This is a genomic window from Microcoleus sp. N3A4 (genome assembly GCF_036701805.1).
In the GTDB taxonomy this organism is placed as follows: domain Bacteria; phylum Cyanobacteriota; class Cyanobacteriia; order Cyanobacteriales; family Microcoleaceae; genus Microcoleus.
Genome location: NZ_JAUBRJ010000034.1, coordinates 26,660 through 41,209 on the forward strand (window position 1 = coordinate 26,660; position 14,550 = coordinate 41,209).

The 14,550-nt window shown below is 44.3% G+C and carries 15 protein-coding genes; 9 read left to right on the forward strand and 6 right to left on the reverse strand.

Annotated elements, in window-relative coordinates:
• The first annotated feature begins 17 nt into the window (after nt 1-17).
• The gene (locus QUA56_RS36890) at nt 18-344 is read left to right on the forward strand and encodes a YnfA family protein (protein WP_445242933.1); all 327 of its coding nucleotides are present in this window, start codon (nt 18-20) and stop codon (nt 342-344) included.
• Between the two features lie 87 nt (nt 345-431).
• Here QUA56_RS36890 and dnaG read toward each other — a convergent pair whose 3' ends face one another.
• Complete coding sequence (gene dnaG / locus QUA56_RS19865) at nt 432-2,459, reverse strand: DNA primase (RefSeq protein ID WP_333360688.1); 2,028 nt, start codon at nt 2,457-2,459, stop codon at nt 432-434.
• 330 nt (nt 2,460-2,789) lie between these two features.
• Here dnaG and QUA56_RS19870 point away from each other — a divergent pair, with 330 nt between their 5' ends.
• The 3 genes from QUA56_RS19870 (at nt 2,790) to QUA56_RS19880 (ending at nt 5,241) form a co-directional block, all read left to right on the forward strand.
• Nucleotides 2,790-3,725, forward strand: a complete 936-nt coding sequence (locus QUA56_RS19870; protein ID WP_333360690.1) for an NAD-dependent epimerase/dehydratase family protein — start codon at nt 2,790-2,792, stop codon at nt 3,723-3,725.
• A 339-nt stretch (nt 3,726-4,064) separates the two neighbouring features.
• Complete coding sequence (locus tag QUA56_RS19875; protein WP_333360692.1) at nt 4,065-5,087, forward strand: cysteine peptidase family C39 domain-containing protein; 1,023 nt, start codon at nt 4,065-4,067, stop codon at nt 5,085-5,087.
• Nucleotides 5,077-5,241, forward strand: coding sequence for a hypothetical protein (locus QUA56_RS19880; RefSeq protein ID WP_333360694.1), 165 nt, complete (start codon nt 5,077-5,079; stop codon nt 5,239-5,241). The genes QUA56_RS19875 and QUA56_RS19880 overlap by 11 nt, the downstream gene beginning before the upstream one ends.
• Before the next feature lie 177 nt (nt 5,242-5,418).
• On the opposite strand, the gene QUA56_RS19885 is transcribed toward QUA56_RS19880, so the two are convergent.
• Both QUA56_RS19885 and QUA56_RS19890 read right to left on the reverse strand, forming a co-directional pair.
• Nucleotides 5,419-5,907 (reverse strand): hypothetical protein, encoded by a 489-nt coding sequence (locus QUA56_RS19885; RefSeq protein ID WP_333360696.1) that lies wholly within the window; start codon nt 5,905-5,907, stop codon nt 5,419-5,421.
• A 170-nt stretch (nt 5,908-6,077) separates the two neighbouring features.
• The gene (locus QUA56_RS19890; protein WP_333360698.1) at nt 6,078-7,106 is read right to left on the reverse strand and encodes an isochorismatase; all 1,029 of its coding nucleotides are present in this window, start codon (nt 7,104-7,106) and stop codon (nt 6,078-6,080) included.
• Nucleotides 7,107-7,198: 92 nt separating this feature from the next.
• On the opposite strand from QUA56_RS19890, the gene QUA56_RS19895 reads away from it, so the two are divergent.
• Genes QUA56_RS19895 through QUA56_RS19905 form a run of 3 tightly spaced genes read left to right on the forward strand, consistent with a single transcriptional unit; the run spans nt 7,199 to nt 9,508 of the window.
• A complete protein-coding gene (locus QUA56_RS19895) occupies nt 7,199-7,528 on the forward strand; it encodes a hypothetical protein (RefSeq protein ID WP_333360700.1) in 330 nt (109 codons plus the stop codon).
• Entirely contained in the window at nt 7,486-7,956 is a 471-nt protein-coding gene (locus QUA56_RS19900) for a TVP38/TMEM64 family protein (protein WP_333360702.1), read from the forward strand. Before QUA56_RS19895 ends, QUA56_RS19900 begins: the two co-directional genes overlap by 43 nt.
• A 16-nt stretch (nt 7,957-7,972) precedes the next feature.
• Nucleotides 7,973-9,508 carry a mercuric reductase gene (locus tag QUA56_RS19905; RefSeq protein WP_333360704.1) on the forward strand — a complete coding sequence of 512 codons (1,536 nt, stop codon included), beginning with the start codon at nt 7,973-7,975 and terminating at the stop codon, nt 9,506-9,508.
• Nucleotides 9,509-9,660: 152 nt separating this feature from the next.
• Here QUA56_RS19905 and QUA56_RS19910 read toward each other — a convergent pair whose 3' ends face one another.
• The 3 genes from QUA56_RS19910 to QUA56_RS19920 form a co-directional block, all read right to left on the reverse strand.
• On the reverse strand, nt 9,661-10,296 hold the full coding sequence (locus tag QUA56_RS19910; RefSeq protein WP_333360705.1) for a Uma2 family endonuclease: 636 nt from the start codon (nt 10,294-10,296) through the stop codon (nt 9,661-9,663).
• Between the two features lie 153 nt (nt 10,297-10,449).
• Complete coding sequence (locus tag QUA56_RS19915; RefSeq protein ID WP_333360707.1) at nt 10,450-11,325, reverse strand: phosphatase domain-containing protein; 876 nt, start codon at nt 11,323-11,325, stop codon at nt 10,450-10,452.
• 179 nt (nt 11,326-11,504) lie between these two features.
• Nucleotides 11,505-12,590 (reverse strand): T4 RnlA family RNA ligase, encoded by a 1,086-nt coding sequence (locus QUA56_RS19920; protein ID WP_333360709.1) that lies wholly within the window; start codon nt 12,588-12,590, stop codon nt 11,505-11,507.
• Between the two features lie 190 nt (nt 12,591-12,780).
• On the opposite strand from QUA56_RS19920, the gene QUA56_RS19925 reads away from it, so the two are divergent.
• Both QUA56_RS19925 and QUA56_RS19930 read left to right on the forward strand, forming a co-directional pair.
• On the forward strand, nt 12,781-13,341 hold the full coding sequence (locus tag QUA56_RS19925; protein ID WP_333360711.1) for a hypothetical protein: 561 nt from the start codon (nt 12,781-12,783) through the stop codon (nt 13,339-13,341).
• A gap of 145 nt (nt 13,342-13,486) precedes the next feature.
• Complete coding sequence (locus QUA56_RS19930) at nt 13,487-14,488, forward strand: hypothetical protein (RefSeq protein WP_333360713.1); 1,002 nt, start codon at nt 13,487-13,489, stop codon at nt 14,486-14,488.
• The last annotated feature ends 62 nt before the right edge of the window (nt 14,489-14,550 follow it).

A 14,550-nucleotide genomic window follows, 5' to 3' on the forward strand; every position in this document is an offset into this window, starting at 1 on the left:
TAAAGGTCAACGTTAATATGCAGACGTTTGTCTTCTTTTTACTTGCTGCCCTGGGAGAAATCTCTGGCTGCTACGCCTTTTGGGCGTGGTTGAGACTTGACAAAAGCATATTTTGGATTATCCCAGGTATCTTAGCCCTGATTATCTTCGCTTTTGCTCTAACCAAGGTAGAGGCCTCAAATGCTGGCAGGGTATACGCTGCCTACGGGGGGTTTTACATCCTCTCATCTCTGTTCTGGTTGTGGCTAGCTGAAGGTGTTAAGCCGGATAAGTGGGACTTGCTTGGCGTTACATTCTCTCTAGTGGGAACAATCGCGATCTTGTTGAGCCCACATCGCCAATAACAGACTGACACAGTAATTATAGACTTAGGGGCAAAAAACCTAAATGTACGACTTGAATATTAAATTAAGGACTTTAGTCATGAAATTCTAGAAATTTCCACCCCAAGGTACAGATGTTAAATCGTAAAAATTAACTTGACGCAGCCGCTCTAATTCTTTGAGCCATTCTTGTTCGGCACAGAATTGTTGGTGATATTCTATAGCATCTTCGGGAATGCTAGCGGCCTTGGCTTTTTCCCACATATTGAGTGCAATCCGGCGGCGCTTCATGCTGATAATTTGCTCGATACAGGCGAGGGCAGATCTAATTACTAGAGGTGCGCGATAAACATTTCTTTCTGAGAACTCATTTAAGTGAAATAAATGCGAGATTTGATTGAGTTGATTGGGATATTCAATGAAGCTATCTTGCAATTTCAATATTAACTCAGAAGGCGCTATTTGTAAAGAGGTTTTGTGCAATATTTCTGCATTCACAATCTGATGCCACAAAAATCTGTGGTGAGAAAGGCTAAACTGCACGTCTCTAGCTTCTATTGCTTCTATGACATCTTGGCGGTATTCGGGACAGTGCAAGTAAATCTGCAATAATTGCGCTTCTGCTTCTTCTAAAAGACTGCGGGCTACGGCAGATAAGCTTGATTTTGAGCTTTTATTTTCGCTGCTTGCACGCTGCTTTTTATATTGTTTGTTCGGCTTTAGCTTGTTTCTAATTAACAGGGGCATTGTCAAAGATTCGTCTTGACTCTGCCGCTTTGCCCAATCGCTGCCTACTTGATTTAGCAAGTTTTCTGCTAGCATTTTTGTGAGCCTAAAATCTCCTTTGCTGAGGATTTCGGCGCACTTTTGCAGGTAATGTGCTAGCTGATTGTCGTCAGTGATATTGGTTAATAATTTAATAATTTTTTTTGTAATTTGCTGGGAAGTATCTGCTTGCTTCAAATCTTGATTTACGAGCATTTGTTGCAGTTGCCAGTCGATCCACAGCGGAGCGTTTTCGAGCAATTCTAGGTATTGTTCTGGAGAGTATGTTTTGAGGTATTCGTCGGCATCTTTGCCGTCGGGAATGTTGAGCACTCGCAGTTGGACTTCTCCTTGATAAGCGAGTTTTTCTATTTCTCCAATAGCGCGTTCTGCTGCTTGAGTTCCTGCTTTGTCGGCGTCGAAGTTGAGGATAATTTGTTTGGAGTCAGTGTAGCGCAATAACTGCCGCACTTGGTTTAAACTTAGGGCTGTGCCGAGGGAAGCGACGGCGTTGAAGATGCCGGCTGCCTGAAGTGCGATCGCATCAAAGTACCCCTCTACAACCACTGCGCGATCGGCTTTGCTAATGGCTGTTTTTGCTGTATCTAAGGCGAATAAAGTTTTGCCTTTGTCGAACAGTTCTGTTTCGGGAGAATTGAGGTATTTCGGCTGTTCGTCGCCGAGAGCTCTGCCGCCGAAACCGATGACTCTGCCTTGGGTGTCGCGTATGGGAATCATAATCCGATTGCGGAAGCGATCGTAATAGCCGCTGCCGCCATTTTTTCGGGGTACAATTAATCCAGCTTGTTCGACTAATTGCGCCGGATAGTTTTTCTGTTCTACCAAATAACTGTAAAGTGCTTCCCAACCTTGGGGTGCATAACCTAATTGAAATTGTTGGATAGTTTCTTCGCTTAGCTGGCGCTCTGATTTGAGATATGCTAAGGGTTCTTCTCCTTGGGTTTGCCGCAAAGCGTGTTCGTAAAAGTTGGCTGTTAGTGCTGAGATTTCATACAGTTGTTCCCGCAGAGAAATTTGCCGCTGCAATTCTTGTCGGTGTTCGGGTTCAACTGTTTTGACGGGGACTTGATAATTTTTAGCTAATTCTAATACTACTTCGCTGAAAGGGCGTTTCTCCAATTCCATGAGGAACTTAAAAGCATTGCCGCCTGCACCGCAACCGAAACAATAGTACATTTGTTTGGCTGGGCTGACTGTAAAGCTGGGAGATTTTTCGTCGTGAAATGGACACAAACCTACGAATTCTTTGCCGCGTTTTCGCAAGACGACGCGGCCGGAAATAACGTCTACTATGTCGGCTCTTTGTTTGACTTCTTCGATTGTTTCTGGATGCAGCCGGGGAACTTGCATAGGGCTATTTTAGGCAAATTGAAAGTATAGCGGAAGGAAGAAGGAAGAAGGAAGAAGGAAGAAGGAAGAAGGAAGAAAAGCCTGGGTTTGAGCAAGTGAGAAAGTGTTAATCGTCTTAGGGATTTCTATATGTTTATTTTGAGCGATCGCACATTTTTAGTAAAGCCGAAAACTGACTTTCAGGGCTTGCACGCAAAAACTCAAGCGTTCCGGGTTTTTGTACTAGGGTCGATCGCTGTTACCATGTGTTTTCGTAAAAAAACAGGTTTCTGCGTAAGGCATAACTTTATTGTAAGATATTTACACTAACTGTAAGGAGCATCAAAAATAATGCGAATTTTAATGATGGGCGGTACTCGGTTTATCGGGGTTTATCTTACTAAGATTTTAGCAGCACAAGGGCATGAAGTGGTGTTGTTTAACCGGGGCAACAAGCCTGTACCGGTTTCGGGCGTGAAACAGATTCAGGGCGATCGCACAAATGTCGAACAATTGCAAGAAAAGTTATCGACGGTCGAGTTTGACGCCGTTTTTGACAACAACGGCCGCGAACTGAGCGATACAAAGCCTTTAGCTGAAATATTTAAAGGGCGGGTGCAGCACTTTGTTTACATGAGCTCTGCGGGGGTTTATTTGAAGTCGGATCAAATGCCTCATATTGAAGGGGACGCTACCGATCCTAAAAGCCGGCATTTAGGTAAATGCGAAACCGAAACTTACTTGGCCGAGTCCGGTTTGCCTTGGACTTCGATTCGCCCGACTTACATTTACGGCCCCCAAAATTATAACGATTTAGAGGCTTGGTTTTTCGATCGCATTGCGCGCGATCGACCGATTCCGATTCCCGGTAACGGAATGCACTTCACGCAGTTGGGGCACTGTCAGGATTTGGCTAAAGCAATGGCGGCGGTTTTGGGCAACGAAAGGGCGATCGGGCAAATTTACAACGTTTCGGGCGATCGATTTGTCACCTTTGACGGTTTAGCCCGCGCCTGCATTCAAGCGGCCGGCAAATCGCTAGATTCGATTAAGATTGTACACTACGATCCGAAACAATTTGACTTTGGCAAAAAGAAAGCTTTCCCCATGCGATTGCAGCACTTTTTCGCCTCAGTTAATAAAGCTGTAAACGAACTTAACTGGAAGCCGGAATTTGACTTACTTTCGGGATTGAAAGATTCTTTTCACAATGATTATCTCGTTTCAGGACGTGACAAAGCTGAGATAGATTTTTCGGTGGATGATGAAATTTTGAAATCCGTTTAAAGTAAAATTAGGCGTTGCTGATTCTGGCGTATGAATCAACTTTTCGCTTGATGTTACAAAACTCACCATACTTGGCTTATAGCAATTGGGAAATCTTGAATTCATACCTGTATTCAGCAACGCCTGGGAATTCTTTCCGGCGCTAAATCTTTTTTGGGACTTGGCGGCTAAGGTGGCGAAAAGTCGATCGAGTCCTTGACATTTTGCAGATTGTAGCTTTGATTGAAGGAAGGCACGACACGGAAGTTACGGATACACGGATTCATTATTGAGCAGGAGTCAGGAGTTCTCGATCGCAGAGCGTGTTACAACCTAGTGAAGCGACCATATTCTGAACTTATGGAAATACTTGTGACGCTGGTGCTGGGTTCGGTGCTGTTTGTCTGGGGAATGCGCTTCGGACGGGTGTTAGTTCGATCGGGAGTGACGGCTAACGATTTGTTTAAGGGCAGAAATTCGATCGCCCTGCTGTTTTTGGGTTTCTACTTTGCCTTGCTGCTACTGGCTTTAAACCTGCCTCAAATGCCGGCTTTGCCGATCGAGTGGCGCTTTCACGGGATGCAAGTAACTTGGACTTTGCTCAGGGCGATGTTGATGGGAGTCTGCGGTATTGGGTTTAGTATAAGTTGGTTGACAGCGCGATCGCAAGTAATCGCAGTAATTTTAATTGGCTTGCTGGGATTGGGAGGGTTTACCGGTGCTGAAGCCTATTTTCTGGCGCCAATTTACGCTGATTTAATAGATAATTTGCAGCCAAACGGTGTGTTTCGGCAAACATCTAACAGCAGTTGCGCGCCGGCGGCGCTAGCAACAGTGTTAAGGCGTTGGGGAATGGATGCGACGGAATCGAGTGTAGCGCGTTTCGCCGGCACGAGTCGCTTGGGAACTTCCATGCCGCAATTAATAATAGCAGCGAGGGCTTTGGGTATCAATGCGATCGAACTAACGCCAACTTGGGAGCAAATTCAGCAAATTAATCGCCCCGGAGTGCTAGCAGTTTGGCTGTTTGACGGCCCTCGAAAGCTACCGCACGCGGTGGCTTTGCTGGGAATGAATGACAGTATCGCTGCCATTGGAGACCCGGCGCGGGGCAGGATTTTCTATTTAGATAGGGCAACTTTTGCCAAGATTTGGCGAGAGGAATACGTGCCTATTTTTCGTTCTGCCGATATCTTGTTAAGTGACAAACAAGCTCTTGATTATTTGAGTAAATTAGGATATAATAGCGGCGATTTGAAAGCAGATATCGAGCGGTTTCAAACTGATAAAAAATTAAAAGTCAGCGGTAATTTAGACCGGATGACTGAATTAATGTTGAGCGGCAATTTTTTGGAGGGTGTGCCGAGATTGGATGGGAAATAGTTATGGAAAATCATCAACTGCAGAGGCGTTCTTGACGCAGAGGGAAGAGTACCTCTGCGGTTTTTGTCAAACAATAGTTGAGCCATTCGTTTATAGCGATCGCCCCAGCAGACGATCGGCGATCGCACCTTCCCTTCCTAGCGTAGTTGCATGAAATTACCAATGTAACCGCAGGCAGTTACCTTTCATAAAAAACGGTTTATTTGCCAGAAAGTCCGAGAGGCCTTGGAAATCAGCGCAGATCATCTGACTGATTTCTTCCTGACTGTGACGACCGATTGCCTAAATTTTCCTCCTACATTTTTACGGTCGATCGCAGCTTTGCCGCGCCTCACCGTTTTTGACAATTGGGAACAGTTGAATCGCTCATTTTAGGTTCAGACAGCTTAACTTCCCATCCATTTGAATTCCACCAATTAACTCGCTGATTCGGCTGAATCCAGAAGTTTAGTCGCGCGATTTTTCCATCCTCAAATCTGAGTGTAGGAAAGGTAGGATAACTGGTATCATCGGTTTCGCGGTAAGTGCGTCCCATGTAATTTATGCAGGTCGTTAATCCCTCACTAATTCCCAATTCTTCCACTCCTGTTCCCTTCAATTTCGCATCATCGTAGCTGAAAGAACCGTTGAATGAATTGCCGGCTAACCTGCCTTTGGTAACAGTGACGGTGAAATCGTAGGTGACGGGAACTGCGTAGGCTTGGGTTGCAGTTACAACTGTGCTCAGAAAAGTCGTGGCAATCGCCACCGAGAGTTTTGCAATTGCTCGCACACTCGCATCCCGAAAAAGAACAACACTATAAATTTCGCTTTCAATCATCGGGAAACTCCTTGATTACACTTCTATAGTAAGTGATTTTTCGGATATGATATCATAAGCAATCAGTTAAATGCGATCGCAGCCGACTGCCAACCCAACAAAAATTACCGCCTATTATTAATAGTCTATACTTTTTGGGTACTGACAACCCCAACAGAAAACCCTCGTCTTTAATCGCCCAGAATTAACTGAGTAGATTTAACCACATTCATTCCCGCCGCCGCAAATCTTTGATAAGCTGCATCTGCTTGTTCCGTAAAATCAACAACACCCGGAACAACCACAGGCGAAGTGCAATCTTCCAACAAATAAACTTTTTTTGCCAAATTCGGATCTCGCGCCAAAATTTCATTCAGCAAATCATCAATCGTCCAAGCAACGCAGTGACTTTTCGCTTGTCCCGCAATAATTACCGCATCAAAATCGAGCAACTTATCAATAAAAGGAGCATTCTTTTGAGCAATAGAATTGCCATCCGGCCCGTCTAAGACTTCCGGCCGCAAAACCGAATAGTTTTCAGTTAAGGGATTGCCGCCTTTTATTTCAAAAAGTGCTTGGCTGTTGCGGGCGATGCTGTGAAAAAATATCGCTTCTTCTACGGCGGAAACCAGGGCGTGTCCGATGCCGCCCAGCATCGAGTGATAGGGCCAAATTGTTAGGGGATATTTGCCATCGTCACTGAGTTTCTGCACGTAGTGAAGAGCGTGTTTTTGCAGTGCCGAATAGTTACCGTCGGCGATGCTGTGGGCGACGGCGGGATTAACTTTCCAGATCCCTTTTTGTACATCTTCTAGTGTAATTGAAGTCGCGGCTGGTAGGGGGTGTTCGCCTGCTTCGTCGATCCAAAAGATTGGATGAAAAATTTGCATTGCGGTGTGCGTGTCCATTGTCGGCGCAATGGTGGTAATTGCGTTTAAATTCCGATATATAAATTCACACAACCGCAGGTTGTCATCGACAGCACCGCTACCAGAACGACCGCCGACAAATAGTTCAAATTCTGGCAGACAAAAGGTATTTTGAGCGTCTATTATCAGTAAACAAATCCGGTTTTTATCCCTAAATGCGGGCTGAACGCTGTGTTTCAAAGCCCAGTTTTTAGCTTCAGCGGCCCGTTTTTGATAGGGTACTCGCCAGACTTCGCTGACTTTTTTATGGTCGAAATGTTCGGGGATTGGGAGTTGGGTTTTTGCTGTCATGGCAGATTTATTTTAGGGTGAGTTATCGGATTTTAGATTTTAGATTTTAGATTGAAGAGCAGTATAATGCTGATAGCTATTTGAGGTAAGTTATGACCGAGGAACAGATTCAATATTCTACCAACAAAATTTCTACCAATAGTTCGCGCGATCGAAGAATTAAACAAATAGTGTTAATTTTGTCGATCGCCCTTTCGATCGCCCTCTTAATTGTAGCAACTAGATCGGCCGACGTTCCACAACTGTTAAGAACTGTTTTAATCCCGAGCGAGGATTTAGGCGTTTGGGGGCCAGTTGCTTTCATTGCTAGCTACAACTTAGCTACTATACTGTTTATACCGGGTTCGGTGCTGACCCTGGGAGGCGGGTGCTTTTTGGTTTGTGGTGGGGATCGATATACGTCTTTATCGCGGCAAGCTTAGGTGCTACGTTTGCTTGGGCGATCGGGCGATACTTGTCGCGCGATCGCGTGATAAAATATATGGAATCTCACCCCAAGTTTAAAACGCTCGATCGCGCAGTTTCTCAAGAAGGATTTAAAATAGTTTTTTTGACTCGTCTCTGTCCTTTATTTCCTTTCAATTTATTGAATTACGCTCTGGGAATTACTCAGGTTTCTTTAAAAGATTACGTGTTAGGTTCCTCGGGCATGATACCGGGAACTGTTATGTACGTTTACTCAGGTTCTTTGGTGGGAAATATTGCTGCGATATGTACGGTAAATCTGCCTGAAAATCCGCAAGCAGAAGCAGCAAACTGGTTGATTAATATCATCAGTTTTACGGCCGCTGTCGCCGTCACTTTCTCGCTCTCTCGTATTGCTCGCAAGGCTTTAGATGAAATTATTTAATTAGGAAAATTTGCTAATGTCGCACTCAAAAGTCGATCGCGTAACAGTCCCTCCGATGGACGAACACAACCAGAAATTAGTCTCCTATTTGCATCCGCCAGATTGGGTAAATCCGCAGCCAGCTAGCAGTTATAATTTAGTAGTAATTGGAGCAGGGCCCGCCGGATTAATTGTGGCTGCGGGCGCCGCAGGTTTGGGCGCAAAAGTTGCTTTAATTGAAAAACATTTAATGGGCGGCGACTGTTTGAATGTCGGTTGCGTGCCGTCAAAAGCCCTGATTCGAGCCTCCCGAATTGTCGGCGATATCTGGAATGCTAGTAAATTTGGCGTTCATGTTTCTGACAGTGCAGAAGTTGATTTTTCCGCTGTGATGGAACGGATGCGCCGCATCAGGGCGGGAATCAGCGATGTTGATTCTGTTCAACGCTACCAGCACAAATTAGGAGTCGATGTTTTCTTAGGTTCCGGTCGTTTTACTAGCAATAATACAGTAGAAGTTGCAGGTCAAACTCTCCGCTTTAAAAAAGCAGTAATTGCCACAGGTGCAAGGGCGCGACAACCGCAAATTTCGGGCTTGCAAGAAGCTGGATATCTGACAAATGAAACTGTCTTTAACCTGACAGAAAGACCTCAGCGTTTGGCAGTAATTGGCGCAGGGCCGATCGGCTGCGAATTGGCTCAAGCATTCCGGCGGCTGGGTTCGGAAGTCGTGTTGCTGCACAAAAATGCTCAGATTTTAGACAAGGAAGATGCGGATGCTGCTACAATTGTGCAGCAGGCTTTTCTACGCGAAGAAATTCAGTTAATACTAGAATCCCAAATAGAGCGCGTTGAGAAAACAAATGCAGGCAAAGTAATTTATTATCAATCTCAAGGTAAGGAAGCATCGGTAATAGTAGATGAAATTATTGTGAGTACAGGGCGATCGCCCAATGTGGAAGGATTGAATCTGGAGGCGATCGGCGTCGAATACGATACACAAACAGGCGTCTTTGTCAACGACAACTTGCAAACTACTAATCCCCGCATTTATGCCGCCGGCGATATTTGCATGAAACATAAATTCACTCATGCTGCTGATTTTGCTGCGAGGATGGTGATTCAAAACACTCTATTTTTCGGACGCAAAAAGCTCAGCGCTTTGACGATACCTTGGTGTACTTATACTGACCCGGAAATTGCGCGCGTCGGGTTGGGCGATCGAGAATTGCAAGCAAAAGGAATTGATGTCGATACATTTTTAATTCCTTTCAGTCAAGTCGATCGGGCAATTATTGATGGTGAAGAGGAAGGTTTTGTGAAAATTCACGTCAAGAAAGGCAGCGACAAAATATTAGGTGCAACTATTGTAGCGCGACACGCTGGGGATATGATTAGCGAAATTACTTTGGCAATGGTTAACAATATTGGTTTAGGAAAGATTGCTAGCACAATTCACCCGTATCCGACGCAAGCTGACGCGATTCGGAAAGCCGGGGATGCTTACAATCGCACTCGTTTGACGCCGTTTGTGAAAAATTTGTTTAATAAATGGCTGGCTTGGACGCGATAGATAAATAATTGTGGAACAGGCATCTTGCCTGTTCATTATCGGCTTTTATGGGCGGCGTCGAAGCCCAACCCCTACTCCCCACAAGAAAATTCACTTTTCGCTTCACAGGCATCTTGCCTCTTCCACAAAGAGGTGCAAAATTAGGTATGTTTTTATGCTTCTGTTTCTGTTTCTGTTTCAAATCCCACACCTTCATACAAAAGTGCGATCGGCAAATCAAACTCAATGCTTGATAAAGTGATAATCTCCCCAGCCGTGTAAGAATAGTACAGCCACATTCTCCCCTCTCCCCGACAGTAACGCTCAACAAAAATCTTTTGTGAATCAATCAAGATATACTCTTGCAAAGTCGGAATTTTTAGGTAACAAGTGAATTTTTCATCCCGATCTTTAGCACTTGTACTGGGAGAAAGAACTTCCACAATGATTTTAGGATTCTGGATGAATTTGCGGGAATCCAGGTCTTGAGGGTCGCAACTAACTATCACATCAGGGTAGTAGTAACGGCTTTGAAAACTGACTTGCAATTTCACATCTGACACGTTCATCCGACAGCCTCTGGAACGCAGATGCGGGTACAAGTTCCTGTAAAAGTTAAGTGCCAGATCGTTATGGGGAATTGTACTGCCTGTCATGGCAAAAACTTCGCCGTTGACATATTCGTGGCGAATCTCTTGTTGAGCTTCCCATTCTAGATATTCCTCAACGGTCATTTTTTGTGGTGCTTGGGGAATGGCTATCATAACAAAATTTTTTGTCACTGTTACTTTGATTATAGCATTAGGCATGGGACAATTGTCAGAAAAACCATAAGCTGTTCGACATTTAAAGGACGATTGTAGGGTGCGTCAGTACATAAGCGTTTCCCGCATCAAGCGTAAGTGTTCTAGCTGACGCACCTTACCCGGTTCATTAGTCGTTTAAATGCGTAACAGCTTAGGTCAAAAATCCCCTTCATCCACTTGAAATACTGTCAATCCCAAGCTTCTCCACATATCAACAACTTGCTGGCGATCGTCCAACACAAACTTAATGTTATACTTCCCATCAATATGCTGCCGGTAGAATTCCTCCTTAATCAGAGAATCCTTTCTCATATCTCCGGTTTTCCGCATATAAAGAGCGGCATAATTGACCTCATACTGCTGCAACCATTTTTCAGTTTGAGGCTGACAGTCATCGGTTCTTCCCGACACTACAATAATATTAGCGCTGGGCTGCCATTTGCGAACGGTATCTAAGACGGGCTGGTTGGGCAAATCGCGATCGCACGTCGAAGCATCAAAAGGATTTCTGCCATTGAGAAGCGCCAGCGTACCGTCCATATCCACAATAATTGCATCCGGCAAATCCGGGTTGTATTCGGGTGCTGGAACGGGAACACGCACATATTTATTGTACATCTTCATAATCACATCTTTGCCCACCGAATTAAGTCTTTTCAAATCCCGTTTAATACATTCCTCAACCGGAACTTGCAAGAAAGAATCATTGACTTCAACGATGGCTTTACCTTTAACCAACTGTTTAATATGCTCGATGTGAGGCCCAAAATTAGTATCATCAACAATGACGTGTTTGCCGCTTTCCAAAGCCATCAAAATAATCGTATCTCTCAACTGCACAATAAACTTTTCATTTGCCGGCGACCAATGAGAAGCGTGAGCCATTTCTCTGAGCAAATCTTTATTGCTCCGCACCCACTTTGCAGGCTCAGATAGCAGCAATTCCCTAGCAAATTGTGATTTTCCAGAAGCAGGTAAACCAACAAGTACAATAACTCTTTTCATGGTAATTGGTAATTGGGCATTGGGCATTGGGCATTGGGCATTGGGCATTGGGCATTGTTTAAATACTTACCTCTTCATTCCATCCGTTACATCCGTTACATCCGTTACATAATCCGTTGCCGAACTTCCCTCTTCCTTAAACATCTGCCTCACGCTCGATAATTAATCCGTGTATCCGTGTCAAAATCCGTGTCGTGCCTTCTTCTTCACAAACCTAGATGGATGTAATCTAAACCCAATAACTCCTCTATTTTATGGATCGTAACATCACGGAGAGCTTCTTTCACTCCCGCAACTCTTTGGGCCCGCAAAGAAAACAAAATCCCGGAATAGGGCAAATGTTTCACAGCTAAAGCAAAATCTTTCTGAACTTCTATATGTTCGTGCTGTCGGTAAACCTCCTCGATTTCTTGAACCAAAAATTGATATTTGTCCTTAACTTTTTGATACAACTCAGTCCACTCTGGAAAATAAGCTAAAAACTCTTCTCCTTCATTAGTCAAAACAATCTCAATCATCCTGCGCGTAGAAAACCCTTCGCGGAGGTGGGAAATCGCGACATATTGCGGAGACTTAACTTTAACTCGGTTAAAGTTATCGTCGCAGATAATATACCCTTCCGAATTCATCGGGTCTAAATGTTGAGCCGCTTCGATAACTTCTTTCCAGCTAGTTAAAGGATAGGATGCGACCAATTCCCAGCCGTATTTATTGGCCCAAATACTGGGGTCGGTTTCTAGCAGTGTTTGAGTGTTGCGAACCCCGTGGAGCACGATTTGATTGTTAGTTTGCTGGACAACTATTCTATTGTAAGGCGTCATCAACTCAAAGATAAAACACTGGTCGGTTTCTTCGGGCAATTGATATCCCAATTCTTGCCAGACTTTCCAAAAAAGTTCGGCAAAGCTGAATCCAAAACCGTTAACTTCGCCGGCTGCGTCGGGAGTGCCGCTAGATTGAACTCTCCATTCTCCCTTGTAAAAATACAGTACAGTCAGAGAACCGTCTAGTTTTTCATAAACTTTGGCATTTCTCCAATCAATTGCAGCGGCGTGGCCTTCTCCGTAATTAAAAAATTTGTCGTAGGGATAAGAAACTATCTGCCAATCTTGAGATGAATCTAAAATAATGCCTCGGCACTGCTGGACTATTTTTTCGCCCAGGGGAGATTCTATCTGCGAGTATTTCAGACAGACTAAATCGGGATATTGGCGGTGGCGGGTAACTTTGATATGATAAGTTTCGGACAAAGTTTCTAATCCGTGCTGGCGCAAATACTCTTGCAGTTCCACGATCGACTCCTAAATTGCTCGCCTTCTCTATATTATATATGACTTCATATTCTGGCAACCTTGTCAAGATAGTCAAAAAATATTTTTTCCGGAAAATCGAGTGTTAATTTTGTATTTTGAATTATGGTTGTACATAGGTGAATACGCTTCGCCACCCAACTAAACTATTTGAATATTGAGGGAAAACACCGTGAAGAATAAATTATTACTTTTGGCGACTTCTGCTTGTGTATTGACTGCTTTAGTACCTCCCTCGGTTGTTTTTGGAGCCTCACAATGGTCGTATCGACAATCGGGAACAACACAAATTGCTCGAGGAGGCACTGCGGTTCCGGTAAGTGAAATTTTGCCAAAGTTAAAAGGCAAAACGCAAGTGCCTATTTTTATTCCTACCAGTATTCCGGTTTCGCAAAAAATGTACTATCCAACTACAGCACAAGCAAACAGCTATGCTATTTCAATCGAGTATACAGCAGATTGTGGCGGTACGACGGCTTGCAGTTTTGGGTCAATTCAAGGTCAAAAAGGCGGGGAGTTTACTACAAAACTAGAAGGGGTAACTAAGACGTTAAAAAATGTCAAACTTGCGGGCGGAGTCAAAGGAGTTTATCATAATGGTTGCGGCGCTTACTGCACCGCAACTCTTCAGTGGAAAACTCAGGGTTTTATGTATACCGTCGCCATTAAGAACGGACGAGAATCTGATTTAATTTTAATAGGAAATTCTGCTATTAAAGCTGGGAAGCGTTAAGTTTGGCAGTCTGGGAGGCACAACTTCTAGATGTAGGGTGCGTAAGGACGCACCTTACCGTTATTGTATGATAGATATGAACTCGCACTCGCCCCTTACAAGATGCTATGTTTTTTTGCGCTTACCTACTTAGGGGGAACTCAGGATGAGGGGAAGATGGCTATTTGCGGCGATTTTTGCTTGTGTGGTGAGTGCTTTTACGATCGCACCTTTGACACCAAACTCAGCGTTAGCAAGGACTGAACTCCCGATTACAGAAATCCGCTGGTTTAATTTTTCCCCTGAAGATAGCTGGCAACCGATACAATTTATTGTACCCGATCGCAACACTGCAAAATCTGCCGGCAGCCGCAAGTTGCGGTTGTACGATGTTCATATTGCCAAGATGTTTGAGATTTCTCATTTTCTGTGCGATCGCGATCGGGCTTCTGAAGGTTACAATTGGTCTTATCAAGCGGAAAATGGCAATATTGAGATGGGACGCTTCAAAATTAGCTGCAATCTCGCCCGTTCCATAGCTGCTGCATACGGGTTAGGAAAACCGGAAATTTCAGTCATTCGCCGCAGCTTCAACCTGAAAAACGGTCGCCCTTCTTTTGCGCTAGAAAAATACTCTATTCCCACTTTGAATATTGCTAAAAATAGAGTTTTGCAGTGGAGGGATTTTGTGCAAAAATTTCCCCCAATTCCCGATAAATCAGCAAACCAAGCTAACAGTATTTTTCCTGCAAGTAACATTTCTAGGCAAATCAAAGGCAAAACGCGAGTGCCTGTTTTTCTTCCTAGCATACTTCCTTTATCTGATATTCAGCAAGTTGATTTTGATGTGCAAGCAGGTTCCCACGGTTACATTGTGGGAATGTATTTAGGCAAAGGATGCCGCGCGGGAACCTGTTATTTCGGCACAATCGAAGCTAAAAGAAATGAACCGTTTTCGCCTCCTTCGCCATTACCGCAGGATACTTACAGAAGCGTTGAATTGGCGGGCGGAATCAGGGGAATTTATTTCAATAATTGCGGTGCTTACTGCACTGCTTTTGTTGAGTGGCAAAGGCTGGGGGTGCTGTACCGAGTCACGAGGAAAAACGGACGGCAGCAAGAAGTTGTCCAGATAGCAAATTCTGCACTTCAAGCAGGACAACGTTAAATTGTGGTGGGAAATGGAAAAGGTACGCGCGAGCGAAGCTATTCCGAACGCGCGTGCCTTCG